Annotated in this window: 26 protein-coding genes and 2 tRNA genes; 15 read left to right on the forward strand and 13 right to left on the reverse strand. The window is 47.4% G+C overall.

Going from position 1 to position 25,479, the window contains the following annotated elements; all coding sequences use genetic code 11:
* The first annotated feature begins 10 nt into the window (after positions 1–10).
* The 3 genes from ychF (at position 11) to ACZ48S_RS08180 (ending at position 4,025) form a co-directional block, all read left to right on the forward strand.
* Complete coding sequence (gene ychF / locus ACZ48S_RS08170; protein ID WP_464212490.1) at positions 11–1,099, forward strand: redox-regulated ATPase YchF; 1,089 nt, start codon at positions 11–13, stop codon at positions 1,097–1,099.
* Between the two features lie 82 nt (positions 1,100–1,181).
* Positions 1,182–1,655, forward strand: coding sequence for a ComEA family DNA-binding protein (locus ACZ48S_RS08175; protein ID WP_464212492.1), 474 nt, complete (start codon positions 1,182–1,184; stop codon positions 1,653–1,655).
* Entirely contained in the window at positions 1,656–4,025 is a 2,370-nt protein-coding gene (locus ACZ48S_RS08180; RefSeq protein WP_464212494.1) for a DNA internalization-related competence protein ComEC/Rec2, read from the forward strand.
* A gap of 2 nt (positions 4,026–4,027) precedes the next feature.
* Here ACZ48S_RS08180 and ACZ48S_RS08185 read toward each other — a convergent pair whose 3' ends face one another.
* Genes ACZ48S_RS08185 through ACZ48S_RS08195 form a run of 3 tightly spaced genes read right to left on the reverse strand, consistent with a single transcriptional unit; the run spans position 4,028 to position 5,371 of the window.
* The gene (locus ACZ48S_RS08185; protein ID WP_464212496.1) at positions 4,028–4,228 is read right to left on the reverse strand and encodes a 4Fe-4S dicluster domain-containing protein; all 201 of its coding nucleotides are present in this window, start codon (positions 4,226–4,228) and stop codon (positions 4,028–4,030) included.
* Between the two features lie 13 nt (positions 4,229–4,241).
* The gene (locus tag ACZ48S_RS08190) at positions 4,242–4,832 is read right to left on the reverse strand and encodes a class I SAM-dependent methyltransferase (protein ID WP_464212498.1); all 591 of its coding nucleotides are present in this window, start codon (positions 4,830–4,832) and stop codon (positions 4,242–4,244) included.
* Positions 4,829–5,371: a GNAT family N-acetyltransferase gene (locus tag ACZ48S_RS08195; RefSeq protein WP_464212500.1), complete on the reverse strand. Its 543-nt coding sequence runs from the start codon at positions 5,369–5,371 to the stop codon at positions 4,829–4,831. Before ACZ48S_RS08195 ends, ACZ48S_RS08190 begins: the two co-directional genes overlap by 4 nt.
* Positions 5,372–5,537: 166 nt before the next feature.
* On the opposite strand from ACZ48S_RS08195, the gene ACZ48S_RS08200 reads away from it, so the two are divergent.
* Complete coding sequence (locus tag ACZ48S_RS08200) at positions 5,538–5,762, forward strand: NifU family protein (protein WP_464212502.1); 225 nt, start codon at positions 5,538–5,540, stop codon at positions 5,760–5,762.
* An 80-nt stretch (positions 5,763–5,842) separates the two neighbouring features.
* Here the strand turns inward: ACZ48S_RS08200 and ACZ48S_RS08205 are convergent, their stop codons facing one another.
* From ACZ48S_RS08205 to ACZ48S_RS08215, 3 genes are all read right to left on the reverse strand, one after another.
* The gene (locus ACZ48S_RS08205; protein WP_464212504.1) at positions 5,843–7,060 is read right to left on the reverse strand and encodes an aspartate kinase; all 1,218 of its coding nucleotides are present in this window, start codon (positions 7,058–7,060) and stop codon (positions 5,843–5,845) included.
* Between the two features lie 107 nt (positions 7,061–7,167).
* Positions 7,168–7,947 (reverse strand): hypothetical protein, encoded by a 780-nt coding sequence (locus ACZ48S_RS08210; protein ID WP_464212506.1) that lies wholly within the window; start codon positions 7,945–7,947, stop codon positions 7,168–7,170.
* Between the two features lie 338 nt (positions 7,948–8,285).
* On the reverse strand, positions 8,286–9,473 hold the full coding sequence (locus ACZ48S_RS08215) for a cofactor-independent phosphoglycerate mutase (protein WP_464212508.1): 1,188 nt from the start codon (positions 9,471–9,473) through the stop codon (positions 8,286–8,288).
* 53 nt (positions 9,474–9,526) lie between these two features.
* Here ACZ48S_RS08215 and ACZ48S_RS08220 point away from each other — a divergent pair.
* A tRNA-Pro gene (locus ACZ48S_RS08220) sits at positions 9,527–9,604 on the forward strand.
* A 52-nt stretch (positions 9,605–9,656) separates the two neighbouring features.
* Here the strand turns inward: ACZ48S_RS08220 and mazG are convergent.
* The gene (gene mazG / locus ACZ48S_RS08225) at positions 9,657–10,430 is read right to left on the reverse strand and encodes a nucleoside triphosphate pyrophosphohydrolase (RefSeq protein ID WP_464212510.1); all 774 of its coding nucleotides are present in this window, start codon (positions 10,428–10,430) and stop codon (positions 9,657–9,659) included.
* Positions 10,431–10,549: 119 nt separating this feature from the next.
* Here mazG and ACZ48S_RS08230 point away from each other — a divergent pair, with 119 nt between their 5' ends.
* From ACZ48S_RS08230 to ACZ48S_RS08255, 6 genes are all read left to right on the forward strand, one after another.
* Positions 10,550–11,221 carry a hypothetical protein gene (locus ACZ48S_RS08230; RefSeq protein ID WP_464212512.1) on the forward strand — a complete coding sequence of 224 codons (672 nt, stop codon included), beginning with the start codon at positions 10,550–10,552 and terminating at the stop codon, positions 11,219–11,221.
* Between the two features lie 284 nt (positions 11,222–11,505).
* Positions 11,506–14,589, forward strand: coding sequence for a formate dehydrogenase-N subunit alpha (fdnG, locus tag ACZ48S_RS08235; protein WP_464212514.1), 3,084 nt, complete (start codon positions 11,506–11,508; stop codon positions 14,587–14,589).
* 3 nt (positions 14,590–14,592) lie between these two features.
* Positions 14,593–15,420, forward strand: coding sequence for a 4Fe-4S dicluster domain-containing protein (locus ACZ48S_RS08240; RefSeq protein ID WP_464212516.1), 828 nt, complete (start codon positions 14,593–14,595; stop codon positions 15,418–15,420).
* Positions 15,421–15,422: 2 nt separating this feature from the next.
* Positions 15,423–16,586 carry an NrfD/PsrC family molybdoenzyme membrane anchor subunit gene (nrfD, locus tag ACZ48S_RS08245; RefSeq protein WP_464212518.1) on the forward strand — a complete coding sequence of 388 codons (1,164 nt, stop codon included), beginning with the start codon at positions 15,423–15,425 and terminating at the stop codon, positions 16,584–16,586.
* Positions 16,586–17,437, forward strand: coding sequence for a formate dehydrogenase accessory protein FdhE (locus ACZ48S_RS08250; RefSeq protein WP_464212520.1), 852 nt, complete (start codon positions 16,586–16,588; stop codon positions 17,435–17,437). Before nrfD ends, ACZ48S_RS08250 begins: the two co-directional genes overlap by 1 nt.
* A 116-nt stretch (positions 17,438–17,553) precedes the next feature.
* Entirely contained in the window at positions 17,554–18,978 is a 1,425-nt protein-coding gene (locus ACZ48S_RS08255) for an acetyl-CoA carboxylase biotin carboxylase subunit (protein ID WP_464212522.1), read from the forward strand.
* A gap of 70 nt (positions 18,979–19,048) precedes the next feature.
* On the opposite strand, the gene ACZ48S_RS08260 is transcribed toward ACZ48S_RS08255, so the two are convergent.
* Positions 19,049–19,804 (reverse strand): hypothetical protein, encoded by a 756-nt coding sequence (locus tag ACZ48S_RS08260; RefSeq protein WP_464212524.1) that lies wholly within the window; start codon positions 19,802–19,804, stop codon positions 19,049–19,051.
* Positions 19,805–19,946: 142 nt separating this feature from the next.
* Between ACZ48S_RS08260 and ACZ48S_RS08265 the strand changes: the two genes are divergently transcribed.
* Positions 19,947–20,813, forward strand: a complete 867-nt coding sequence (locus ACZ48S_RS08265) for a PIG-L deacetylase family protein (RefSeq protein WP_464212526.1) — start codon at positions 19,947–19,949, stop codon at positions 20,811–20,813.
* Here ACZ48S_RS08265 and ACZ48S_RS08270 read toward each other — a convergent pair.
* Positions 20,810–21,586 (reverse strand): DUF1295 domain-containing protein, encoded by a 777-nt coding sequence (locus ACZ48S_RS08270; RefSeq protein WP_464212528.1) that lies wholly within the window; start codon positions 21,584–21,586, stop codon positions 20,810–20,812. The genes ACZ48S_RS08265 and ACZ48S_RS08270 overlap by 4 nt on opposite strands.
* Before the next feature lie 98 nt (positions 21,587–21,684).
* Between ACZ48S_RS08270 and ACZ48S_RS08275 the strand changes: the two genes are divergently transcribed.
* Complete coding sequence (locus tag ACZ48S_RS08275; RefSeq protein ID WP_464212530.1) at positions 21,685–22,092, forward strand: DUF2177 family protein; 408 nt, start codon at positions 21,685–21,687, stop codon at positions 22,090–22,092.
* A 62-nt stretch (positions 22,093–22,154) separates the two neighbouring features.
* A complete protein-coding gene (mnmA, locus tag ACZ48S_RS08280; RefSeq protein ID WP_464212533.1) occupies positions 22,155–23,234 on the forward strand; it encodes a tRNA 2-thiouridine(34) synthase MnmA in 1,080 nt (359 codons plus the stop codon).
* 364 nt (positions 23,235–23,598) lie between these two features.
* Here mnmA and ACZ48S_RS08285 read toward each other — a convergent pair whose 3' ends face one another.
* From ACZ48S_RS08285 to ACZ48S_RS08295, 3 genes are all read right to left on the reverse strand, one after another.
* Positions 23,599–24,138, reverse strand: coding sequence for a GNAT family N-acetyltransferase (locus ACZ48S_RS08285; protein WP_464212534.1), 540 nt, complete (start codon positions 24,136–24,138; stop codon positions 23,599–23,601).
* 17 nt (positions 24,139–24,155) lie between these two features.
* Positions 24,156–24,320, reverse strand: coding sequence for a hypothetical protein (locus tag ACZ48S_RS08290; RefSeq protein WP_464212536.1), 165 nt, complete (start codon positions 24,318–24,320; stop codon positions 24,156–24,158).
* A 97-nt stretch (positions 24,321–24,417) separates the two neighbouring features.
* Positions 24,418–24,588 carry a protease inhibitor I42 family protein gene (locus ACZ48S_RS08295; protein ID WP_464212538.1) on the reverse strand — a complete coding sequence of 57 codons (171 nt, stop codon included), beginning with the start codon at positions 24,586–24,588 and terminating at the stop codon, positions 24,418–24,420.
* A gap of 189 nt (positions 24,589–24,777) precedes the next feature.
* On the opposite strand from ACZ48S_RS08295, the gene ACZ48S_RS08300 reads away from it, so the two are divergent.
* Positions 24,778–25,062, forward strand: a complete 285-nt coding sequence (locus ACZ48S_RS08300; protein WP_464212540.1) for a hypothetical protein — start codon at positions 24,778–24,780, stop codon at positions 25,060–25,062.
* Positions 25,063–25,236: 174 nt separating this feature from the next.
* Here ACZ48S_RS08300 and ACZ48S_RS08305 read toward each other — a convergent pair.
* A tRNA-Val gene (locus ACZ48S_RS08305) sits at positions 25,237–25,312 on the reverse strand.
* Positions 25,313–25,479: the final 167 nt, after the last annotated feature.

Raw genomic sequence — 25,479 nt, forward strand, 5'->3', positions numbered from 1 at the left:
AGGATTAACTATGTCACTTGATATCGGCATCATCGGCCTGCCCCAGAGCGGCCGAACCACTGTGTTCCAATCCGCTACCGGCGGCGTTGCTCCTAAATCGGGTGAAGCGGCGCACGTCGGCACCGCCCGTGTTCCGGACAGCCGTATAGATAAACTATCGGCCATGTTCAATCCCAAGAAGACCACCTACGCCGAGGTGAAATATCTTGACCTCGGCGCCTCGGTCAAAAGCCTGGCCCAGGCCAACGTCGGTGGTGAGGCTCTTAAGGAACTTTCCAACATGGACGAACTGATCAATGTGGTGCGCGCTTTCAAGGATGATACGGTGCCTCACCCGCAGGTAACCGTTGACGCCGCCCGTGATATTGAAGCCATGAACCTGGAACTGACCTTTTCTGACCTGGCCATTCTGGAACGCCGCATCGGTCGCATCGAGCAGTCACTCAAAAGCGCCAAACCGGCGGAGCGCGTCAAATATACCGCCGAACAGGAACTGCTGGCCCGGCTGAAAACGGAACTGGAAAATGACGTGCCGCTGCGCCGGGTAGAAGTTTCCGATGAAGAGGCAAGATTGCTGTCAGGCTACCGATTCCTGTCAGCCAAACCCCTGCTGATCGTGGTCAATATAGGCGAAGCTGACCTTTCCCGTGCCTCAGAAATCGAACAGCAATTCGCTGACCGGTTTGCCGCTGAAGGCTGCCGGGTGATTGCCATGTGCGGCAAACTCGAGGCTGAACTTACCGACATGGATGATGAAACCGCCGCCGAGTTCCGCTCCGACTACGGACTGGCGGAAACCGGCTTGTCACGCACCATCAGGGCATCATACGAGCTGCTCAATCTAATATCCTTCTTCACCGTCGGTCCCGATGAAGTCCGTGCCTGGAGCATCACCGCCGGTACCCCGGCGCAGCAGGCAGCCGGCAAGATTCACTCGGATATTGAGCGCGGCTTCATCCGGGCGGAAGTCGTCACCTACGATGACCTTATCCGGACCGGGTCAATGCCGGAAGCCAAAAAGCAGGGAGTGCTGCGGCTGGAAGGCAAGACCTATATCGTCAAGGACGGCGATATCGCCCACTTCCTGTTCAATGTCTAATCAATACCATGGGGACTGATGGCCTCTTGACGCCTATCTGCTGATGTTATAGCCTAAGGAAATTTTAACCGCGGGAGATAACATGGGCAAGCAACTGAAGCTGATTGCGGCTGTTCTTCTAATCCCTTTAATATTACTGCTTTCGGCCTGCTCCGATCCTGATTATATCGAAATATATACCCCGACCACCGAACCACCTCTTTTCGAAAGCGTCGCCATTGAAGGCAGCGTAACCCTGCCGGGCATCTATCCCCTGAAGACCGGGGATACCATTGAAAACCTGCTCCAGGCAGCTGGCGGCATAACCCAGGAATCCAGCTTGAAGCTGATAGTCAGCCAGGACATGGATTCACCCCAGAAAGTTAACCTCAACACCGCTGAAAACTGGTTACTTACCGCGCTGCCCGGCGTCGGCGAAGCCAGGGCTGCCGACATCATCAACTACAGGGAAACCCATGGTTCTTTCGTTAACATCATGGAACTGATGAAAGTACCAGGTTTCGGGCAGGCTACTTTTGAGTCACTCAAAAACCTGGTTACGGTATCGGGGCAATAATTGGCGCTTATTACGCTGTCACTGGCCTGGATAATCGGAATTTGGCTGGGAGCGCAGTTATCCCCGTCAATCTGGTGGGCGGCGGTGGCCATATTGCCCCTGCTGCTGGCTTGGCGCCGCCGCTGGCGGTCTATCGGCATAACCCTCGGCCTGGCCGGGTTGCTGTTGACCGGAGGGGCTTTCTATTACGGGTCAGGGCTGAACGCTATTGATGAAAACCACGTCGCTAAATATATCGAAACTGAGATTTCCAGCATAGAAGGCACTATCAGTCGTATGCCGGAGGCAAAGGAAAAATCACAGGCCCTGCGCCTTTCGGAACTGGTAATAGAAACTGATAACACCCAGAAAGAAGTAACCGGAGCGGTGCTGGCCTATCTGCCGCCATTCCCGGAATTTGCCTATGGCGATCGTATCACCGTGAGCGGGAAACTGCTTGAGCCGCCCGTTTTCGAAACCTTTGACTGGCGCGCCCACCTGGCGCGGGACGAAATCTATGCCACAGTGCTTTATCCGGAGGTATTACAAGTAGAACACACCGGCGACAACGCGCTGCTCAGCGGTATATATTCCGTCAGGTCAGCTATGGCCGAAGGTCTGGCTACCGCGCTGCCCGAACCCCACGCTTCACTGGCCCAGGGACTGACTCTTGGTCTGCGATCCGGTATACCCGATGAAGTGCGTGACCAGTTTGCCGTCTCCGGCACCGCCCATCTGCTTGCTATTTCCGGACTTCACCTGGGCATTGTGGCCGGAGCTATATTACTCCTTGCCAGGGGGCTGCTGGGACGTCGCGGTTACTGGTATGTCTGGCTGGCCATGGCCGCCATCTGGATATTTGTCATCCTGTCCGGGCTGGCCCCGCCGGTAATCAGGGGCGCTGTCATGGCTTCAGTCTTTCTACTGGCCGAGCTTTTCGGCCGCCAGAAGTCAGCCCTGCCGGCGCTGTGTCTGGCCGCCGCGGTGATGACGGCCGCCAACCCACAACTGCTCTGGTCGGCCTCCTTCCAGATGAGTTTCGGGGCTATGGCCGGCATCATTTTCCTGCTGCCGCCGCTGGAAACACTCGTTCGCCGCTTAACAGCGGGATTTCCCGGAAGCAACAACCGTTTTTATAATTTTGCCTATTACCTCGGTGCCGGGCTAGCGGTCACCGCTTCGGCATTGGCCGGCGTGGCGCCACTGATAGTCTACTACTTCGGCACCATATCAGTCGTCGGCGGCGCGGCAACCGTTGCGGCGATGCCGGTAGTTCCACTGGTAATCTTTGCCGGGCTGTTTACCGGAGTCGCGGCTGCTATCAACCCCATTATCGCTGTACCATTTGCCGCGCTCACCTGGATTGGCTTGACCTACCTGCTGCACATTATCGGTTTCTTCAGCCAGTTCCCTCCGTTTGAAATGGAAAATATTAACCCCGCCATTATCTGGGGCTTTTATACCCTGCTGGGCGCAATCGCTTGGTGGCTGCGGCGATGGCACCGAAACATTGAGCCCGCGGTTCCGCGCCCGGCAGCTTCAATCGGTCGACCGCGCGGAGCAGTGTTAACCATTACGTTAGCGGCGATTGCCCTTATAGCCGTTCCCGCCGGGCTGATAGCGGACAGCGGCAGCCGGCTGCAGGTAAGCTATTTGGATGTCGGCCAGGGAGATGCTGTTTATATACGCACACCGGCCGGACAGGACATCCTCATTGACGGCGGCCCGTCGCCACAGCGGCTGGCTCAAGCCCTGGGCGAAAAAATGCCGTTCTGGAACCGCACCATAGAGCTGATGGTGGTAACCCACGCCGATTCTGACCATCTGACCGGTCTTATGGAAGCCCTCAAGCGTTATAATGTTAATCACATCATTCATTCAGACACAGGAAGCTCCTCTTCTCTGTACCGTGAATGGACCCAGCTGGTCGAAGAAAAAAATACTCCTTATTCCGCGGTGAGCGCCGGACAGAGGCTGCGGCTGGAAGGGGGAATGGAACTTGAAATACTCAACCCGATAGATGCCTCAAACGGTGACACCAACGCTTCATCGGTAGTAATCAACCTGGAATACGGCAATATATCATTCTTGTTTACCGGCGATTTGCCGGTAAAGGCGGAACACGAACTAATCTACCAGCGCCTGATACCGGATACCACAGTACTCAAGGTTGCGCATCACGGTTCCGGTGGCTCCACCGGCGAAGCATTTCTTGCGGTCAACCGCCCTGAATTCGCCGCTATCCAGTCCGGACAGAATAATTATGGTCATCCCCTGCCGGAGGTCATCGCCGCGCTGGAAAGCTGGTGCGTGGAAGGCGGGATTTTAAGAAATGACCTTTCCGGTACCATTACCCTGCTTACCGACGGCCGAACACTTTGGCTGAAATAGGTTTAGGTAACTGTCGGGTCAACGGTAATTGCTCCGGTGGGACACTGGTATTCACAACCGCCCAACTGATCACACTTATCAGCGTCGGTTACCCGACAAATTTCGGTCTCTGGGTCAATCTCCAGTATCTGTCTGGGACACATAGCTACGCATACGCCGCAGCCGTTGCACAAACCTTTATCAATTGTAACTTTTTCTGCCATTATCATCCCTTTTCTAATTTTGTATAAGAAGCATTTCTACAGAAATCCCGCTGACAGCCGTTCGTTTAACAACTTTCAATTTTAGAGACTCAGTCAGTGCCTTAAGCCCCCCGGCCGCCTGATACGCTTTGAAGCAGGTATAATGCTCGCCACCGACCATTCCTTCCACCAGTCTTATTACCCGTCCAGCCGGCACACTGAAGTCAGCCAGCACAATAGAGCCACCTCTTTTAGTCACCCGCCGCATTTCCTCGACAACCTGTTGCTGTACCTCCCATGGTTTTTCATGCAGAGCCAGGGAAATGGTGGCGTAATCAAAATAGCGGTTCCTAAAAAGCAGAGCCGTGGCGTCTGCCTTTTGAAACTGGATATTGCCCCGTCCGGAGTCGGTTTTCCGTCCTTCAGCCGCGGCTATCATCCTCTCATCGAGGTCTATACCGTATGATTCCAACCCCAATTCGGCATAATGAACCGCCTGGTCTCCAGTGCCGCAGCAGACATCCAGCACTTTTTGGCCGGGCTTCATGCCGGCAAACTCCGGCATCGTCCGCCGCAGCTTCTGGAGTACCCGGTCAATAACTAATGAATAGAAAAAAGCCGTCAACTAATATATTCTTCCCTGATAATACTGTACATTTCCGCGTCGTAAAACTCACCGCGATGAAAATAGTAATTGCGTCGGCAGCCCTCATATTTCATGCCTACTTTCCGCATCACCCGGCCCGAAACTGTATTGGGGCTTAAGTGGTTGGCGGAAACGGATTCCAATCCAAGTTTGGTAAAAGCATAGTCCAATATTGTCTGCGCTGCCTCAGTAGCATAATTATTTCCCCAGAATTCCCGGCCGATCCAGTATCCTAACTCGGCTCGCCGGTGTTCTGGTGTTATTATAAGACCGATGGCTCCTATCAGCCGGTTATCTGTTTTCCTGCTGACAGCGAATACTACCTCTTCACCTTCATCATATTTTCGCTGGTGCGTCGACAGCCACTCTATCGCCGCGTCTTTGGGGTAAGGATAAGGTATCGCTGGAACGTAACGCGATAGTTCTTCGTCATTCGCCAGCCTGGTCACTTCATCGGCATCACCAATACGGAAAGGATGCAGAATAAGTCTTGGAGTATCAAGTGTTGGGCGAATCATAATTCTAGTTTTTATTATAGCACCAGCTAAGCTTATGACAAATTCCCCTGAACTGTGAATCACCGCCTTCACTTCATAAAATTATACCAAATTGACACCCTAATAATGGTGTGGTACTTTGAAAGTAAGTGTTTTCTAAATTTGTATTGATTTATAAGGAGTCTAAATGCAGGAGAAGGTAAAGGAAGTCCTGGAAAAAGTCCGTCCCAGTTTGCAGGCTGACGGCGGTGACGTTGAACTGGTAGGAGTTAGTGAAGACGGCATCGTTACGGTTAAGCTGACCGGTGCCTGCGCCGGTTGCCCCATGTCTCAGATGACCCTGAAGAATGGTATTGAGCGCATTCTGAAACGTGAAATACCTGAAGTCAAGGAAGTGGTATCCGCCTCATAACTCAACCAAATCACTATTAAACCAAAAGCCCGCGTTTGAAGCGGGCTTTTGGTTTTTTTGTTAATTTTTACTCAATGACCTTAATCTTCAGTTTCCAGTTTGAAGGCATCATGCAGTGCCTGAACGGCCTCAGTAACCCGCCCTTTCTCAATCAGTACGGTTATCCGTATCTCTGAAGTGGCAATAAGGTCAATGTTGATACCCGCGTCATAAAGCGCCCGAAACATTTTTGCCGCATAACCTGGTGAACTTTGAATACCAGTGCCGACAATGCTGACTTTACCTATATTAGGGTCAGCGACAATATCAGATGCTTCCAGTTCTCTGGCAATAGGCCTGATGACTCCCATAGCTTTATCCAGCGACGATTCAGCCACCGTAAAGGTCAGGTCAGTAATCCGTGCTACGCTGGCATTCTGCACAATAGTATCAACACTGACTCCAGCTTTGGCCAGGGGCGCAAAAAGAGAAGCGGCAATGCCCGGTTTGTCCGGTATCCCAATAATGGTGATCTTTGCTACATCGTAATCATGGGCGATACCACTGACTTTATTCCTGATTTCCATTTTTCCTCCATGAATGATTGTGCCGGGATTATCGTTAAAACTTGAAGCCACAAGAATAGGCAGATTGTAGATTTGCCCCAACTCCACAGCGCGCGGATGCATTATCTTTGCCCCATAACTGGCCAGTTCCAACATTTCTTCATAACAGATTTCTTTGAGCCTGCGTGCATTGGGTACCACCCGCGGGTCAGCGGTATATACGCCGTCAACATCTGTAAAGCGTTCACAAAGTTCAGCGCCGAGAGTAGCAGCCAGAGCTACCGCTGAGGTGTCTGAGCCGCCGCGTCCCAATGTGGTTACCTCCATGCTCTCGGTAATACCCTGGAAACCAGCGACAATCACCACTCTGCCCTGGTGCAATTCACGATGCAATCGGCCAGGATCAATATCGGTAATGCGGGCTTGAGAATGGGAACCGTCAGTACGGATACCTGCCTGGGCACCCGTAAGACTAATGGCGTCATGCCCCATTTGCTTCAATGTCATCGCCAGCAGCGTGGAGGATACAATTTCACCGGTTGACATCAGCACGTCCAATTCTCTTGGGTCCGGTTTATCAGTCAACGACCTGGCAAGCTCAATCAAGTCGTCGGTGGAATCACCCATCGCAGACACTACAGCTACCACCTGATTGCCTTTTTCCTTGGTAGCTATAATTCTTTTGGCGACAGCCTTGATGCGTTTAGCATCTCCTACGGAGGTGCCGCCGTATTTTTGAACGATTATTGCCATTTTACCTCGCTTAAACCTGTTTTCCTGCAAATACCTGTTATCTCATAGCATAGAGCAGCAAAAAAGGTTTATTACTCTTTTAGAAACCGATTATCGACTTCAATACTTCACCAAAAAATAGTTACCGCACTTACCATCCCAAGGCTCTCCCAGTAATAACCACCCAGTTCCGCGGCTAAATCATCCAGTTGCTGCTTCATATCTTCCAGCCGGTGATACCAGCTGTTAAGGTAACCGTAGCTGTAACTTCCCGAATTTACCGCCTGATTATACTCATTAACCTGCCGCTCATAGTCTTGACCAAGCGTTTCAAAGTCTTCGAGATTGTTTAAATAAAGCTGGTATTCATTATAGAAGGGTGAATTGGCAACCTCAAGGGAAATTACTCCGTAATCTGCCCCTATTTTAATATAGACCACTTTATCATAACCATTCAATGTTGCGCTGCTCAATTTATAACCTTCGGTGTTATATGAAGATGTGGCGTCAATTACCACTAATCCCCGGTCAGTGGTCTGGAAAGCAGTAGCCGCGTGTCCGATATCCCGGTCGAAAAAATCAATTGCCACCCAACCTGCGCGGATTCCATTGGATTCAGCATTATCATGCAGCGTTTGGGCAAAACCGCCGCACATATAGCTGTCACTGTACTCACTTCTATCGGTATAATCTGACTTGATAAAACTGACCAGTTGGTCCCATGAAGGATTGCTTGCTGCCGGATTATTGTTCAGAGAAACTTTGGGGCCTCCGTCATACAATACATAAGGGGGCTGTTTGTCTTCATAGATGACAGCCCCGGCAATAGAATTGAAACCCTTATTAATATCGGGCTGACCCAGAGTTTCGGGTGGGATAATACCATCACCTGAAGAAGCTGGGTTCAATGAACAAGCCGAAATTAGAAAAGCCGTGATGAGAAACCACGCAAAAAATGAAAGTCGCCGGAGTTTTTCAAAAGGGGCTAATGGTTGATTATTTTCCATCACGCTATTTGAGATCACTTACCGTAGTATCAGGGTCAACACAAGGGAAACCACCACAATGATGATAACCGCCCAAAACCATAAAGGGGTAGCACGACCGCTGCCAATATCATAGTCGTCATCAAAATTGCGCTTTTTGCCTGCCCTGCGTTCCTCACAACAGGATACGCAAGTACAAGCAGGTGGATGACCTCCATACCTTGTTGACCGGTAAGTTTCATCCTCCCTCGGAGTCATTATTAACCTCTTACCACCAGACTCATCAAATAGTGGGCTTCAGCGACTGTCGTCCCGGTACCCATCGCTTCTTTTTCGGTGAAACGGCGGGCGCCGGTTGTACGAACACCGGAACCCCATATCATAAAGGGTACAGGCTCTGCGGCATGAGTGCGTGTTTCCAGCGGTGTTGGATGATCCGGCATAACTAGGACACGCAATTTGTCCTTCTTGTAATCACGCAATTGCCCGACCATACAGCTGTCAATTTGTTCAATAGCTTTAATCTTGGCATCGATGTCACCCGAATGTCCCGCTTCATCAGGCGCCTCCACATGCACTACAACCATATCGTACTTATCCAATGCCTTCAACGCTTCTTTCATCTGTCGCTCATAATCATTATCGACGTTATCAGTGACACCCTCTATTTGAAGAACGTCCATGCCCTGCATCTGCCCCAAGCCGCGTAAAAGGTCCACTCCAGAGGTGATCGCCGAAGTGATACCATAGCGGTCCTCAAATGAAGGCATCGAAGGCAGGGGGCCGCAGCCCCAGAACAACCAGACACCGGTTGCTGGGTATTCACCACGCTCAATGCGCCTGACATTTACTGGATGGTTCTTCAAAACATCTTCGGAAGATTGCATAACAGACTTTAGCACATCACTTCCGTCGCCCTGTGGTAAATAATCATCAATTTTTTTATCTGGTATATCGTGAGGTGGGGTGCAAACCGCCCGTAAAGTTTCCGGCTGATTTTTTAGTTTCAATATATGCCGATAGCCCACTCCCGGGAAAAACCTGCAACCAGGGGATCCAATTTTTTCATTAAGTGTGTCAATTAAGTGCGCTGAATCTTCTGAAGAAATATGTCCGGCTGCGTAACTGGTCATTGTGCCGTTTTCAACAGTAACCAGGTTGGCCCGGAAGACAGTCTCGTCTTCAGCAACATTGATATTCAAACTCCTGGCTTCAATAGCGGCGCGTCCCTTATAAAAAACCCGGGGATTATAACCCAACACCGACATACAGGCACAGGCGCTGGAAGGCTCCATTCCTTCGGGTACCGTACCGGTCATGCCGACCGTGGCACGTCGTGCCATTTGGTCAAGGTTTGGGGTCTGAGCCGAGTCCAAACTAGTCTTTCCGCCGATTGATTCCAGAGGCCATCCTGAAGCCCCGTCCATGATAAGTACAACGTATTTCATATGACCATCCTATTTGCTTTAGCCCGTGCGCAAAGCATATAATATCCGTCTGGCGGGGCGTAGCGCAGCCTGGTTAGCGCGCAGCGTTCGGGACGCTGAGGTCGGAAGTTCGAATCTTCTCGCCCCGACCATTTGTAAAAACACTTGGTGTTTTTCTTTATTATCCTTAATATGCTATCACAACTAGTTTGTTTTTTCCGCCTTGACCCGCTCCCAAAGCTCATTTTGTTGCGTCAAGGTAAGATTGCTGAATACCAAACCATGATCACTACAGTAGGCTTCCATTGCCTGAAACCGCTCTTGGAATTTACGCCCTGCACTTCGGAGTGAGCTTTCAGCATCAATCCCCTGACGACGAGCATAATTGACTACAGTAAAAAATATGTCACCCAGTTCTTCTTCTTTTTCTTCATCGTTTTTAGCCCGTCTCAATTCTCCAATTTCTTCCGCAAGTTTATCCATAATCCCGTCATCCCCATCCCAATCAAAGCCTACTCTGGCAGCTCGACTCTGAAGCTCCTGGCTGTAGGCAAGGGCCGGCATAGTTGTCGGCACCCCATCCAGCATTGAGACCCCTTCAGGTCTCTCTTCTTTTTTTATTTCCTCCCATTGCCTTAGAATCTCTTCAGAATCAGCAACACTGGATATACTAAAAACATGCGGATGACGCCTAACCAATTTTGTCACAACACTTTCAATAACTTCCTTGATGGTAAAATCACCATTTTCTTCGGCGATCCGGGCATGAAAAACCACCTGCATTAAAAGGTCTCCCAGCTCTTCCTGAAGGTCATTCATGTTAAGAGTATCAATTGCTTCAAGGACTTCATAACACTCTTCCAATAAGCTATCACGAATGGAAAGGTGGGACTGCTCTCGGTCCCATGAACAACCTTGTGGTGAGCGCAGAACATCAATGATTTCTACCAACCTTTGAAATTCACCGGCTTTATCCAAGGCAACTCCAAAATAAACAAATATTGAACATTATGATGTATATTATACGCCCGCAAATTGTTAGTGTCATGCGATGTGCTTTTGACTGGAGGAAGCCATCTGACTAAAATGATTTCCAAATGAAAGTATCTAACGATACATATTTATTGCTGTGGGGAGGTCCTGTATCACCGAGGGTCAATGACCGAATTCTATACTGGGCTTTTAACCATGAAGGTAAGCTCTGCGGCGTTATTTTACCCACCAAAGTATGGCATAAGCTGGAAACTGTTCTAACCGAAACCCAAATAAGCTCGCCTTATCTTAGTATTGCTGTCACCGGATTGTTTTCCGAACATCCCGAATTATTAATTATCAATATTCATCCTGATTACTTATATGAATTCTGTTACCTTAAAAACACGGTATACCAAACGCGCAAGCTGCCCGCAAAACTTGAACTTGAAACGGCTAAGCTTATCGGTCATATAGGTCGATCAGATATTAATATTCCATTATCGGCGCTTCATCGCACGGAAAAACAGCAAAAGGGGGATTTTTTTACATTCCTGCCGGATAAAACGAGAACAGAAATCTTTTACCTCGTTGAGAACGGAAACCCACCAGCTAATCTAGATGTAGTAATAATGTGGGGTCTAAAGGGTTTTTCTTTACCTCACCCCAATCGAAATTCAGCCCATCAATTCACAGAATCCGAAAAATTGGTAATTGAACGTACCAAAATCAAACCTCAGCCTTTATGGCTGCGGCGATTCAGGAGTATTGGCAAACGGCACCGCCCTAATTTTTAACAAAAATTAGAGCTCATCTTCTACATTATATTTAATAACTCTGAGTTATTATACTATAATTATAATATTAATCCCCATTATACCTTATTGTTGGACATTTTTATCCTAGCTTGTATATTGTTCAGTTTTACACGGCTTATACCCGGTGGTATTATTACCCCCAGTAGGATTAGTACCACCTAATACTTGTCCTATTGTAATTTTGATAAGAGGTTTAAAACTGTAAAAGCCGCAATCGGCTTAATAATAGACAGTGCTTGGACAATTAAATAAGGAGGGTATACATGAAGTCTCAAGTCACCAGACGGGACTTCCTGAAGGCCAGTGGCGGAGTTGCCGGACTCTTTGCCACAGCGGGTCTTTTCAGGGGTCCCATGGCTGAATCGGCTGCTCCGATAGCCGACCGCCCCAGATGGGTCAAGGAAACTTACACCATCTGCCCTTATGATGCCTCGGGATGCGGCTTTCTGTGTTACACAGATGAACAAGGCCGCCTTACTAATCTTGAAGGGGATCCCAATCATCCGGTAAACCAAGGAGGGGCGTGTTCCAAGGGGGCATCCATCGCCCAACTCCATAATAATCCGCGTCGACTCCAGAAAGTAAAATACCGTGCGCCCGGCGCCTCCGAATGGGAGGAAAAAGAATGGGACTGGGCTATTACTGAAATGGCTAAGCGGATAAAAAAAGTTCGTGATGAGAACTGGATTGAAACTAATGCCAAAGGTAATTTAGTACGCCGCACTGAAGCAATCGCTATGGTGGGCGGTTCTTGTCTGGACAATGAAGAGTGTCAGCTTCTGGTTAAGATGCTCCGAAGCCTGGGCATCGTGTACATGGAAACACAAGCCCGCCTCTGACATTCCTCAACTGTCGCCAGTTTGGCGGAATCGTTCGGACGCGGTGCTATGACCAACCACTGGACTGATGTTCAGAATGCCAATCTCATTTTGATTATCGGCGCCAACCCTGCCGAAAATCATCCGGCCTCATATACCCATATAATGAGAGCTCAATCAGCGGGCGGCAAGGTCATATCCATTGACCCTCGTTTCACCCGTTCTTCAGCTAAAGCTGATGTCTATGCCCCGATGAGATCAGGTACTGATATTTCAGTTATCGGCGCTCTTATCAACTATGTGATCACTGATATTGAAGCCAGGCCTGACCATTACAATCTCACATATATTACCGAGTATACCAATGCTCCATTCCTGGTTAATCCTGACTTCAAGGGACCGGTGGATCTTGACGGACTCTACAGCGGCTACAATACCGCTACCCGCAGCTACAACAAATCCACCTGGGCTTTCCAATTGGACGAAAATGGGGTTCCAAAAAGGGATAAAACCCTGCAGGATCCGAATTGCGTATTCCAGCACTTGAAACGGCATTTTTCCCGCTATACCTTCGCCAAGGCTAATGAGATTGCGGGGATTCCTGAAGCCAAGCTTCAGGAAATAGCAGACCTGGTTACCGCAACCGGTGTTCCCGACAAAACCATGACCATCATGTATGCCATGGGCGCTACTCAGCATACCTATGGCACCCAGATTATCCGTGGATATTGTATTCTACAATTGCTGTTGGGTAATATCGGTCTAGCCGGCGGGGGCATCAATGCCCTGCGCGGTGAATCCAATGTACAGGGCGCCACCGATTACTGTCTTCTCTTCCACATCCTGCCAGGGTACCTGCCCATGTTCATGGACACCGATTACACTTTGGCGGACTATAACGCCCGAACGACACCTCATTCTAATGATCCCAAAAGTTTAAACTGGTGGAAAAACCGGCCAAAATATACTGTCAGTATGTTGAAATCTTGGTACGGCGCCAACGGCACACCGGACAATGATTTCGGTTACGACTGGCTTCCCAAGATTGATGCCGGTACCAATTATTCATGGATTCCTTTATTCAAAAATATGTACGAGGGCAACATTAAAGGGCTGATGATTTGGGGTATGAATCCCATCATCAGCGGTCCCAACAACACCCAGACCATCCAGGCCATGGAAAAATTAGATTGGGTAATTTGTTCCGACCTATGGGAAATCGAAAGCGCTAATTTCTGGAAACGTCCGGGGGCTGACCCATCCAGCATCAACACAGAAGTGTTTTTGCTGCCGGCAGCCTGCTCCTACGAAAAGGAGGGATCTGTTACCAACTCCAGCCGCTGGATGCAGTGGCGCTACAAGGCGGTCGACCCGCCTGGTGACGCCATGCCTGACCTGGATATGGTCAATCTCCTGACTCTCAAGCTACAGGAACTCTATAACTCTGAAGGGGGACCGAACGCGGAAGCCATAACCAAACTGGACTGGAATTACGGCTCCCATGTCGACCCGCATCAGGTAGCTAAAGAAAACAACGGTTACGACCTGACCACCGGCCAGTTGATGAACAACTTCGTTGGATTGAAAGACGATGGTACCACATCCAGTGGCAATTGGCTTTATAGCGGGAGTTATACAGAAGCTGGTAATATGGCGGCCCGGCGCGACCTGGATGACAGCCCTTTCAACATAGGGCTGAACTCCAAATATGCCTGGGCATGGCCCATCAACCGCCGCATTATCTACAATCGCTGCTCTGTCGACCTCGACGGCAACCCCTGGAACCCGACTAAACCGGTTATCAAATGGAATGCCGCTGAAGCTAAATGGGATGGAGATGTACCTGATGGTGGAGCTCCTCCAATGAACCAGGGGGGTTATCTGCCTCTTATCATGAAAACAGATGGTGTATCCAGTATCTTTGGCCCCGGTTTAGCTGACGGCCCGTTCCCGGAACATTACGAGCCATGGGAAAGTCCTGTTGATAACGCAATGAGCAGCCAACAGGATAATCCCACTTTCCGTATCTGGGAAGGCGGGCTGGATGTCAAGGGTCTCCGCAGTGAATTCCCTATTGTCTGTACCACCTTCAGGTTGGTAGAACACTGGCAATCCGGCGGCATGACCCGCAACCTGCCATGGCTGGTAGAAATGGTTCCCAAACCTTTTGTCGAAATCAGCGAAGAACTCGCCGATGAGAAGGATATAAGCCAGGGTGACATTGTAAAAGTTAGCTCAGCCCGCGGCAGCGTAGAATTGCCGGCAATGGTCACTAAACGGTTCAAGCCTTTCAGCCTGGCTGGAAAAACGATTCACCAGGTTGGTATGCCTTGGCACTGGGGTTGGGCTGGACTGGGAGTTGGCGAAAGTGCTAACACTCTTTCGCCTAACGCCGGTGACGCTAACACCATGATTCCCGAGTCTAAGGCTTTCCTGGTCAAAATTGAACGTGTCGGTAGTGGTGAACTGCCACAAATCACCGGTCGGGCTAAACCTATTGAACCGCCGGTTATCAGGAGGGGGAGTTAAAAGATGGCTAAAGGACTTTTAATTGATACCGTCAGATGTACCGGTTGCCGCGGTTGCCAGAGTGCGTGCAAACAATGGAACCTGCATCCTGGTGTTGAGACCGGCTACAGCCCAACCATGACTAATCCAGTAGAACTCAACGCGTATAATTACGTTCATGTAGAATTCTTTGAGATTCCCAAACCCAACGGTGAAATCTCGTGGCACTTTGTTTCCAAACGATGCATGCATTGCATCAACCCGGCTTGCGTTTCTGTATGCCCGGTTGGGGCTCTACAGAAACTAGAAAATGGTCGCGTGGTTTGGGAAGAAGGGCGCTGTATCGGCTGCCGCTATTGCCAAAACGCCTGCCCCTTTGATATTCCCAAATTCACCTGGTTTGATGAAAATGGTGATACCGACCCCTGGAATAAGATCGCCAAATGCACTATGTGCTGGGACCGGGCCGCCAATCCGGACCCTACTGAAGAGCCGGCTTGTTCAAAAACTTGCCCGCCCAGCGCTATAATGTATGGTGAAAGAGACCAGTTGCTGGCCACGGCCAAAAATAGAATCCAGCAGAGACCTGACAAATACTATAATTACGTATACGGCGAAAATGAAGCCGGCGGCACTCAGGTGATGTTCCTAGCCGGCGTTTCACCCCAGGAAATAGGCTTCCCTGAAGTAGAAACGGAACATTATCCGGATTACACTTGGGAATTTCTTTCCAAGATACCATACGAGATAGCGGGAATTGCCGTATTCCTTCTAGGTACCTACTACTTCCGAACCATGCGCCTGAAATCCAAAGGCGCCGGAGTAACTTCTGGTAAAGGAGGGACTCACTAAAGATGAATAACAGAAATATTCCTCTGTTCAGCTTCTGGGGCATTGTCCAGATACTGCTCGGTCTCGGCGCCATCGGCGTAATAGTGGCTAAACTGGTCGGCGGACTCGGAGCAGTAACTAATCTATCAGATAACTGGCCATGGGGCCTTTGGGTTGCCTTCGACGTGGGTGTGTATATCGCCTCGGCCGCTGGTGGTTTTGTCTTGGCAGCCCTGGTCTACATCTTCCGCATTGAAACCTTCCGCCCCCTGGTCAAACCGGCTATCCTGATCGCCGCCCTGTGCTACACCATCGGCGCTATCGGCATCGCCATTGACCTCGGCCGCACCCCGCTCATCGTTCATCCGTTGTGGATGTGGCAGCCGGCCTCTATCATGTTTGAGGTGGCTTGGTGCGTCATGATGTACCTCACCGTCCTCTACCTGGAGTTCAGCCCCAACATCTTTGAACGATTCGGTCTTAACAACGCCGCTAAAATCCAGCATGCCCTAGCCATACCACTGGTCAGTTTCGGCATCATCCTTTCCTTCCTTCACCAATCTTCTCTGGGTGCGCTGTTCCTGATCACCCCTGACCAGCACCCGCTGTGGCATCAGCCGCTTATGGGCTACCTCTTTGTTATTTCGGCCATGGCTCTCGGCCTGGCAGTGCTGACCTTCTTCAGTCTTATCATGGCTAAGTCCTGGAAACTCACCGCCCGCATTGACGTGCTGTCCAAGGTCATGCCTATTGCGGCCTGGATACTAATCGTCTACCTGGGTGTTCGCTTTTTCGATTTTTTCCAGGGAGGCAATTTATCAGCCTTTGCTGTAGATGAGTTCGGACTGCTTTTCCTCGCTGAAGTAGGCTTAGGTATGATAATCCCGGTTATTCTTATCTTCATCAAAAAGGTAAGGGAATCACGTTCAGGCCTTTTATGGAGCTCGGGACTGATTATCGTTGGCGTCATGCTGAACCGCATCAGCACCCTTGTGATTTCCCATGCACCGGCTCGGGTGGGTGAATACTTTCCTACCGTTTGGGAATTCATCTTCACTTTTGGATTAATCGCCGGTGCCATGTACATTTTCCGTCTGGCCGCCAAATACCTGCCTCTTTTTTCCGAACAACAAGCAGGTTTATCGGAATCTGTATCTAAAATGGACCCTGAGGTTGTACCGGCTTAGTGGGTAAAAATAATTACGACCATAGAATTGAAGAGTTAAGGCTCTATGAAGCGGAATTTCCGCATCTGAGTCCGATCATTGACCTCAACCGGAAAATATTGGCAATACAGGAGTCGGTCCGGGCAAGTCTCGGGCCGGCTCCGGCCGTATCTAACTGGGGGCTGGACAACCTCAACGCCGGAACCCACGTTTTATCCGGTAATCCGCCAGTTATTCCGGATGATCTTTTCCGTCAGGCGGCCAAAGAATTGGCACAAGTATTCAGTGAGATTGCCGGAGCCGATTTTCCCGTTAACCTTATCTTGGAATTACCACAGCTTGATGGTGATAATGTTTCAGCCATATCCACCGACTTGATCGAGGATAGGTTGGATTTAAAAACACTATCCGAGGGTACTAGCTTCAATACTGAAACCATTGCCTTCTTTTTACACAGCCTTTTGGTACCTTTTTATGAAAGGGAAGCTGAAGCTTACTCCTCGATAATAACGAACAGGGAAATCCCTTGGACTGCCGGGTTCTGCCCAATCTGCGGTGTTCCACCGAGGTACGGCGTTATTTATGATGAGAAAGGTTTTCGTAAGCTATACTGCGGCTTATGCCGAACTGAATGGCCTTATCCCCGCCACAAGTGTCCAATCTGCGAGAATCCGGAACGTGTTGAATTGCGCCAAATGACATTGGGGGAGGACAGGGCTCACTTGGCTGAAGCCTGTAATAATTGCAGGTCTTATCTAAAAACAACCGATGAAAGAAAACTTCAGCGCGAATGCGTTCCGCTCATCGAAGATATCGTAACAGCACCTTTAGACTTGGCGGCTGTGAAAGAAGGGTACAATCGGGCAGCCTAAATAACCATCGCTTCGCTATTCCAAAAAGAAGAACCTTGAATCCAAGGTTCTTCTTTTTATACCGCACCTTCGTTTATGCTAATATAGGCTGAATACTCATTCAGGGAGATTTTTGTATGATAAGCAAAATACTGGTAGCCAACCGCGGCGAAATCGCCGTCCGTATCATGCGGGCTTGTCGTGAACTTGGAATCAATACGGTTGCCGTCTATTCTGAAGCCGATAAGGATGCCTTTTTTACCTGTTATGCCGATGAAGCTTTCTTACTCGGCCCACCCCCGGCAACCGAATCATATCTCAATATGGAAAAAATCATTGAAATAGCTAAAAGTTGTAAAGCTGAAGCCATTCATCCCGGCTACGGCTTTTTGTCGGAAAACCCGTCTTTTGCCAGAGCCTGTGAAAAAGCCGGGATTATATTTATCGGACCTCCTGCCAGCGTTCTGGAACTTACCGGAAATAAAATTACTGCTCGTGAAGAAGCTGTAAAAGCCGGAGTGCCGGTAATTCCCGGCACCGGTGAATGTCCGGCCGATTTCTCCGTTTTACAGGACGAATTAGGTGATATCGGTTATCCCCTCATTGTAAAACCAGCGGGAGGTGGTGGCGGTATCGGTATGGTTATTGCCCATAATGACGATGATTTGCAACGAGCGCTTAATTCCTCCCCTGAGATGGCTCAAAAATATTTCGGTGTCGCCAGTGTCTATATTGAAAAATACATTGAACGCCCCAGGCATATAGAGTTCCAAATATTGGCTGACGGTAAAGGCAATGTCGTCCACCTGGGTGAGCGTGAATGCTCCATTCAACGCTTCCATTCCAAGGTAATAGAGGAAGCCCCATCGACAGCAATTACCCCAAAACAAAGGACTGAAATGGGAGCAGCCGCAGTTAATCTGGCTCGGTCTATTAAATATGTCGGTGCTGGAACCATTGAATTTATTTTTTCGGAGGGACGTTTTTATTTTCTGGAAGTCAATGCCAGGATTCAGGTCGAACACGCGGTGACTGAGATGACCACCGGAATAGACCTGGTCAAAGAGCAAATCAATATTGCTACTGGATTAGACCTATCTGTAAAACAAGAAGATATCACCCATTACGGATGGGCTATTGAGTGCCGGGTGAATGCTGAAGATCCTCTGCGCAATTTTATGCCCTCACCAGGCGAGCTTAAAGGTTACCGTTCCCCGGGCGGAATGGGTATTAGGGTAGATTCTGGGGTCCATCAAGGTTACACAATTCCCGATTGTTATCATCCCATGATTAGTAAGCTCATCTCCTGGGGCCGCGATCGAAATGAAGCTATTAAGCGCATGCGTCGTGCCTTAAGTGAATATATTATTGTGGGTGTTGACACCAATCTGGCCTTGCATAAAGCTATAATGGAAAATCCAAGATTCGTCTCCGGTGACCTCGATACCGATTTCATTAGTCGCGAAGTAAGTTTACTGGCAGATATGCAGAAGGTTAAAGAACGTGACAAAGACACCCAGTTACGGATGAGCCAGATATTCAAGGAGTTATCATCTGAATAGTAATATGGGCCGTAGCCCAGCTAATGGGGAGCTAATATAGCTCCCCATTAGCTGGCATATTTAAATTTACTTAGTTACTAACCGGCTCAAGAGTAACACCAATACTCTGATAATACAGACTGGTCAGACCTTCAAATCCTGAATCGGTTCCTACAATCAGCCAGATTTCACCGTTGTCATTTGCCGTTACTGTATGACTGTGTTGATGCTCTCGTTCCAGAGAGATATATTGAGGGTCACTAAGATCAACATCTTCACAAGCCAGCCCATTGGCAATTACGTCTACTATAGATGCCGCCGAACCGCCACCGCTATTGCCGCCATCTTTGTCCGCATTGAGTAACCAGAAACCATTCTCATCCTGATATGCTTCAGGTTCATTATCCGTAGCTCCTGCCTTGAGATATACCGCTTCTCCCGGTGCCCCGCCAATGCCCATGCAACCTGAAGGTGCGTTAGATGCAAATGTGATGGTAAAATTCACCTGGTATTCCTGTCCGGCAACAACCCCTTCAGTGGTAGTAAGCCCGCGATACAAATACATAAAAACATCATCTGAACCGTTCATTGATTGAATATAGAACCCGGTCCCATCAATTTCCAGTTCATCAGGCAAAGTTCTGATGCCAGAATCAGCCTGGATATCCTGATCTGTGCCATATTCCACCCATCCTGACTGCCATCCGACTGCTCCTTCGCTAAAATCCCAGTCCAAATTAATTTGCTGTGCTTCTGAGCCCTCGTCTTCACCGGGACTGCAACCGACCGCCGATACCAGTAAAACCCCAGTAAGAACAAAACCCAGGAAAACTCGCTTAAGTGTCATGTACTATCGTCTCCTTGTATCATAGTTAGATTGATACAAGATACAACGCCCTATTAAGATAAGAGTTAGTATTTGCCAAAGGTTTAATTTGGCTTGTCAATGAAATATAAACTAAAATAACAAGTTCTGTAAGAGGTCTTCGATGAGTTCGGAAAATAAATTACTTTTTGTGGGAGCCCACCCTGATGATGAGACCTTCGGTCCCGGAGCAACGCTGGCTCATTACGCCAGACTTGGGGTTAAAGTCTATTATATTTGTGCCACCGGCGGAGAATCTGGCACGGTTAACAAGTCTCACCTGAAAAACTCTATTTCAATTCATGAATTGCGAAACGCAGAATTGAAATGCGCAGTAAAGGAATTGAGGCTTTCCGGGCTGTTTTTACTGGGATACCGTGATTCCGGTATGCCCGGGAGTCCGGACAACACTCATCCCAAATCTCTAAGCATGGCTCCAATAAATGAAGTGGTCAGCAGACTAGTTAAGGTTATTCGGGATATCAAACCCCAAGTCATCCTCACTCATGAACCCGGAGGTGATTACGGTCATTTGGATCACATAATTGTTAATAAAGCTACCACGGCCGCCTTCAAAGCTTCCGGTGATAGTGCTCAGTTTCCGGAAACCGGACAGCCTTTCCAACCACAGAAATTATATTACAATGTATTCTCGCACCGCCTGCTGAAATTAATGGTCAAAATATTGCCCTTGCTCGGTCGAAATCCCAAACGTTTCGGCCGCAATCACGACATCGACTTAACAGTTATTGTCAATCACACCCTGCCGGTCACGACAAAAATAAAACTAGACAAACAAGCTGTCAAGATGCAACGCGTTGCCGCTTCTTGCCACCGAAGCCAAATGGAAGGCACTTCGCTGCGTCGACTGTTATCAGCCCTTTTGGATAGATTTGGCCTTAACCAGGGGCTTTTTCATCTGGCTCTAACGACCAAACAACAATCAATTGAAACTGATTTGTTTGAAAGTGTCAGACACCATACATCTTAGTTCTTCGGAAACCAAGGAATAAATACACTTGTCCTGGATTGATATGCCTTGAAATCTGGATTCTTAGCCATACTTTTTTCCAGTAAAGGTATGCCGGATATTTTCAATATTAAAACCGTTATTGTCAACGGGCCTATTATGCTTATCCAGCCGTTTGGAACTGATAAAGCTATTACAAAAATCCCCCACCATTGTAATACTTCACCAAAATAATTGGGATGACGCGAATAACGCCATAAACCGGAATCCAAAATCCGTCCCCTGTTATTTGGGTTTCTCAAGAACCTATCCAGCTGGGCATCACCTACCGCTTCAAAAATGAACCCTGTCAGCCACACACATATACCAAGGTAATCCACCCAGCCGAGTGAGTGGATACTATTACTATTGATAATTATTAAAGGGAATGAGATAAGCCACATAAATAATCCCTGCAACATGAAAACCTGAAAATAGCTGCGTATTATCCAGTGCTTGCCCCATTCTTCGCGCCACTTTTGATAGCGAAAATCCTCACCTTTACCATGGTTACGCCTGTATATCCTGACAGCCAGACGCAGCCCCCATACTGCCACCAAAGCCAACACTATCCATTGCCTCAATGTCTCATTTCCTGAAAAAAATAACCCCACCGCTGCCACCAGTAGAAAACCCGGACCCCAGGCAATATCAGCCAAACTGTTATCTTTGCGCCATAAAGCCAATATAAAGTTACCCGACATATAAACAAAAATGGTAAAAACTGCCACCAATAATAATTCAGGTAACTCCATTTTGTCTCTCCTGATTTTTAGGTTATTTAATAAAAGTATATCACTCTATGTAAAATCCCCTATAATGAGTAAGATCCGAATAATAATAAAGGTGAGAGATGGATATAACACAGTTAGGGTTGCTTTTCATACTTACGTGGTTCATATTCCTGGCAATTGACTTCTTATGGCTGGGTGTCATCGCGAAAAGTTTTTATCGCAAGCAACTTGCCGGACTACTCAGGGACAGGTTCAACATCAAGCCGGCACTGGTTTTTTATTTTATCTATATCACTGGCTTGATGTTCTTCGTTATCTACCCAGCAATCGACAAAGAATCAACTCTTCAGACTATGTCATACGGCGCGTTATTTGGACTGGTGGCTTACGCCACCTATGACCTGAGTAATCTGGCTACTTTGAAAAATTGGCCTATAAAAGTCGTATTAGCTGATATTATATGGGGTATGTTCATCAGCGGTAGTGTATCCGCAATATCCGTTTTAATAGGCAATTCTCTACTATAAAACCATCGTGAAATAACAATTACGCGCATACTAAAAACAGTGGGGGTTAAGAAAAATACCGCATGCAGGCTAGTAGAGTTTTAGCAGCTCTCTCAGGTGGCGTAGATTCGGCTGTTGCGGCTGCGCTAATGCTAACACAGGGGTATTATGTCACCGGTATTATGATGACCACTTACAGCGGCAATAATACAACATCGGAAATCACCCAAAAACAAGGTTGTTACGGGCCCGGTGAATTAGATAACGTGATAGACGCCCAAAAAATAGCTGAAACTTTAGGTATCACTCTGGAAATTTTCAATTTAGAAAAAGAATATCTCACCTCAGTGCTGGATTACACTAAACGAGAATATAATAAAGGCCGAACTCCCAATCCTTGTGTTCACTGCAACCAATCCGTCAAACTGGGGGCACTTATTGAAAAGGCCAGGTTATCCGGTCTGGAATTTGATTTCGTAATTACGGGACATTATGCTCGCACAGACTATGACCCGGCTACCAACCGCTATCGACTGCTACGCGGTCAAGCCCACGATAAAGACCAGTCATATTTTTTATCCCGTTTATCACAGAAACAATTACAAATGTCACGATTTCCGCTGGGTGAAATGACCAAAAATAAAGTCCGCCAGGTGGCTGACCAGCTTAATCTGTCGGTAGCAGCTAAAAAGGAAAGCCAGAATTTCATAGCCGGTGGTTATCGGCAACTGATCTGCAATGAAGCAAAACCTGGTCGTATCCTAGACCAGTCAGGCAAAATATTGGGACATCATCAGGGAATCTCTTATTTTACCGTTGGTCAGCGTCACGGACTTGGAATAGCCTCACCCAATCCACTTTATGTATACAAGATTGACCCCGATAATAACGTTATTATCGTAGGCGAAAAAGAGGCTCTTTATAAACAAGACTTAAAAGCAACTGATTTGAACTGGATTTCAATCTCCAATTTAGACTCTAGCCTGAAGGTCACGGTTAAGATAAGGTCTAACGCCTCACCGGTCCCTGCACTTATTGAACCTGTAAACAGCAACCTTGTCGCAGTGTATTTTGATAAACCTCAAATGGCGCCGACACCAGGGCAGGTAGTTGTATTTTATGATGAAGATACGGTTTTAGGTTCTGGTATTATCAGTAATTAATATTTCTTCATCAGTCGTCAGAATCCAGTAATACGCAGGTTTTTGTTCTTTTTTAGGAAAAAATGAAGCAAAACCTGATCCAGAATACCTTAAAGCCAAATATATTTTTTAATATTTTGGTGGGCCCTGGGAGACAGTGACCGAACTTTTATTTGAGAAGAAGGGGCTGATTCCTATGCTTCAAAAACTACTGATATCATATCAAACTTGACGATGATTTGGTGTTCTATCAATAACAGGTAGCTGAGGGACACGAAAGGTGCAACTTCCCAGTATCGCTGACTGTTTGCAATCGTACATCCAAGAAATTAGCTCTCCAGAGGATTGTCCAATAAAAAGTAAGGTTTCATTCAATCAAAGATCTCTATGCATTGTGTTTATACCAATCATACCTAAGTAATGACATAAACCAAGCATCATGCCATTGTTTGTTTTTCAATAAATGACTACGCAAGGTACCATCCAGACTAAAACCGTTCTTCTCAAGTACTCGTCGACTCCCGATGTTTCCCTTGAAAACTGGCGCATAAATTCTGGTAATTCCTAAATATTCAAAACTAAAACGGCATATTAACCGCACAGCATCTGTCATATAACCTTTAGCCCAAAATTGAGATCCCAGCCAATATCCAATATCTGCTTGCTCTTTATTTTCTGGAAACCTTAATACTATACTACCTATAATTCCTACTCGATCTATGGATTCGATAGCGAATCTATAATCATCAACTTTTCCATGATCATTCTCCCATTGCTTATAGGTAGACGTAAGTTCTTCTTCGCTCTTCGGGCCATCCCAAAGTAACCATTCCAACACTTTTTGTTCTAACAACATAGGATACGCCGCATGGGCGTCCGAAGCTTCTATTGGACGGAGTCCTACTAGGTTACCTTCAAGAAACATAGGTTCGAACTTCTATATTATTTCTTTTTCCCAAAAATTAATATTAACAGACCAATTACATTGAAGCAGGCAAAAGCAATCGTAACAGCCCTGCCCCAGCTATCAACTAACTCGTTCAGCAACAATCCTGATGTACCAACAAAAATGAGAATGAAGCCAATTGCTTTGAGATTGTTCCCCATTATTCCCCCTCTCATGTCATATAGGCCAAGTTAATACTTTTCACCTTTTGCCCTACACATTCTTCTTGTTTTTTCACCTCGTTATATGGAAAACACTTTATTTTACTACTACCGTCAAGAAGAACCCAAAGACATCTGTTTGCCCAACATCCCATGGTTGACTGCATTCAAGATACAATGTGGAAGTATCCTTTCTTGACACTTTAAAAGTCCAAATTTCGTTACTAGCTGTTCCGACTACTCCTTTGTCTTCTGGAGCTAAATACATATGATTCGTTTAATGTATAATGGCTTGATCAACGATCGTTGCTAACTCTGGCCACTTGAAACCAGTCGTTTGGTTCGACTAAGTGTGAGCGTACGCATGGAAGGACAAACATCCCGATATTTGCCATATAAATAATATTTTAATTCTTACGGTCCAATATTAGGCATCACAATCGGAGGAGGATTAGACATGAGCGAAGGTCTACCAATAATAATCATAGCTCTTGTACTCGTAGCAGTAGCCATAGCTTTGGTTGCTTTACGCAATCGAGGGAAATTAAAGCAGCCTATCGTTAGTAATAAAAAGTCGTTCTTTCCACTATTTATAATAGGACTTGTGCTATCGTTGATGGCTGCTTTCTTTATGTTTGATGGTGATATTCTGGGAGAAAATACCACAGGCATTGCAATGGTTATTGGCATTGTAGGAATTGGCTTAATAGCTATGTCCAATTTTACCCTATTCAAGCGGTAAGGCAAACGGAGTGGAAGCCATTTCATCTTGCCATAAACATATACGTACTGAAAGGTAACGATCCCAATGAATGGACAAGTGACATATTCTAACAGAGTGGACGAAGTAATCTGGGTTGTTCTTCAAGAATAAGTGAAGCGAAAGCTAGTTTTTTGCTATATTTTTGCAAGTGGTTGGTGGGCGGCCGTGGACTCGAACCACGGACTTCCTGCGTGTGAAGCAGGCGTTCTAACCACTGAACTAGCCGCCCTAACGGTCAGGCCATTTTATCCCAAAGAATGGCAGATGTAAAACCAACACTTTTATTAAAGCCCTAGTTCATATAATGTTTTATTTACTTATGGTTATTTTATTATTATTAAAAATAGGCATTTTGGCGTATATACTTTTGTATATATTATGGTTATTATATGTCAT

This window comes from Dehalogenimonas sp. NIT-SK1, from assembly GCF_055384165.1.

What these genes read in the sequence shown, in the direction of transcription:
- ACZ48S_RS08205 (WP_464212504.1), bottom strand. Translation starts at nt 7,060, where the DNA reads ATGGCAATAATCGTTCAAAAATACGGCGGCACCTCCGTAGGAGATGCT.
- mnmA (WP_464212533.1), top strand. Translation starts at nt 22,155, where the DNA reads ATGCAGGCTAGTAGAGTTTTAGCAGCTCTCTCAGGTGGCGTAGATTCG.
- ACZ48S_RS08260 (WP_464212524.1), bottom strand. Translation starts at nt 19,804, where the DNA reads ATGACACTTAAGCGAGTTTTCCTGGGTTTTGTTCTTACTGGGGTTTTA.
- ACZ48S_RS08255 (WP_464212522.1), top strand. Translation starts at nt 17,554, where the DNA reads ATGATAAGCAAAATACTGGTAGCCAACCGCGGCGAAATCGCCGTCCGT.
- ACZ48S_RS08275 (WP_464212530.1), top strand. Translation starts at nt 21,685, where the DNA reads ATGGATATAACACAGTTAGGGTTGCTTTTCATACTTACGTGGTTCATA.
- ACZ48S_RS08230 (WP_464212512.1), top strand. Translation starts at nt 10,550, where the DNA reads ATGAAAGTATCTAACGATACATATTTATTGCTGTGGGGAGGTCCTGTA.
- ACZ48S_RS08185 (WP_464212496.1), bottom strand. Translation starts at nt 4,228, where the DNA reads ATGGCAGAAAAAGTTACAATTGATAAAGGTTTGTGCAACGGCTGCGGC.
- ACZ48S_RS08240 (WP_464212516.1), top strand. Translation starts at nt 14,593, where the DNA reads ATGGCTAAAGGACTTTTAATTGATACCGTCAGATGTACCGGTTGCCGC.
- ychF (WP_464212490.1), top strand. Translation starts at nt 11, where the DNA reads ATGTCACTTGATATCGGCATCATCGGCCTGCCCCAGAGCGGCCGAACC.
- ACZ48S_RS08265 (WP_464212526.1), top strand. Translation starts at nt 19,947, where the DNA reads ATGAGTTCGGAAAATAAATTACTTTTTGTGGGAGCCCACCCTGATGAT.
- nrfD (WP_464212518.1), top strand. Translation starts at nt 15,423, where the DNA reads ATGAATAACAGAAATATTCCTCTGTTCAGCTTCTGGGGCATTGTCCAG.
- ACZ48S_RS08215 (WP_464212508.1), bottom strand. Translation starts at nt 9,473, where the DNA reads ATGAAATACGTTGTACTTATCATGGACGGGGCTTCAGGATGGCCTCTG.
- ACZ48S_RS08175 (WP_464212492.1), top strand. Translation starts at nt 1,182, where the DNA reads ATGGGCAAGCAACTGAAGCTGATTGCGGCTGTTCTTCTAATCCCTTTA.
- ACZ48S_RS08195 (WP_464212500.1), bottom strand. Translation starts at nt 5,371, where the DNA reads ATGATTCGCCCAACACTTGATACTCCAAGACTTATTCTGCATCCTTTC.
- ACZ48S_RS08295 (WP_464212538.1), bottom strand. Translation starts at nt 24,588, where the DNA reads ATGTATTTAGCTCCAGAAGACAAAGGAGTAGTCGGAACAGCTAGTAAC.
- ACZ48S_RS08285 (WP_464212534.1), bottom strand. Translation starts at nt 24,138, where the DNA reads ATGTTTCTTGAAGGTAACCTAGTAGGACTCCGTCCAATAGAAGCTTCG.
- ACZ48S_RS08270 (WP_464212528.1), bottom strand. Translation starts at nt 21,586, where the DNA reads ATGGAGTTACCTGAATTATTATTGGTGGCAGTTTTTACCATTTTTGTT.
- ACZ48S_RS08200 (WP_464212502.1), top strand. Translation starts at nt 5,538, where the DNA reads ATGCAGGAGAAGGTAAAGGAAGTCCTGGAAAAAGTCCGTCCCAGTTTG.
- ACZ48S_RS08300 (WP_464212540.1), top strand. Translation starts at nt 24,778, where the DNA reads ATGAGCGAAGGTCTACCAATAATAATCATAGCTCTTGTACTCGTAGCA.
- ACZ48S_RS08290 (WP_464212536.1), bottom strand. Translation starts at nt 24,320, where the DNA reads ATGGGGAACAATCTCAAAGCAATTGGCTTCATTCTCATTTTTGTTGGT.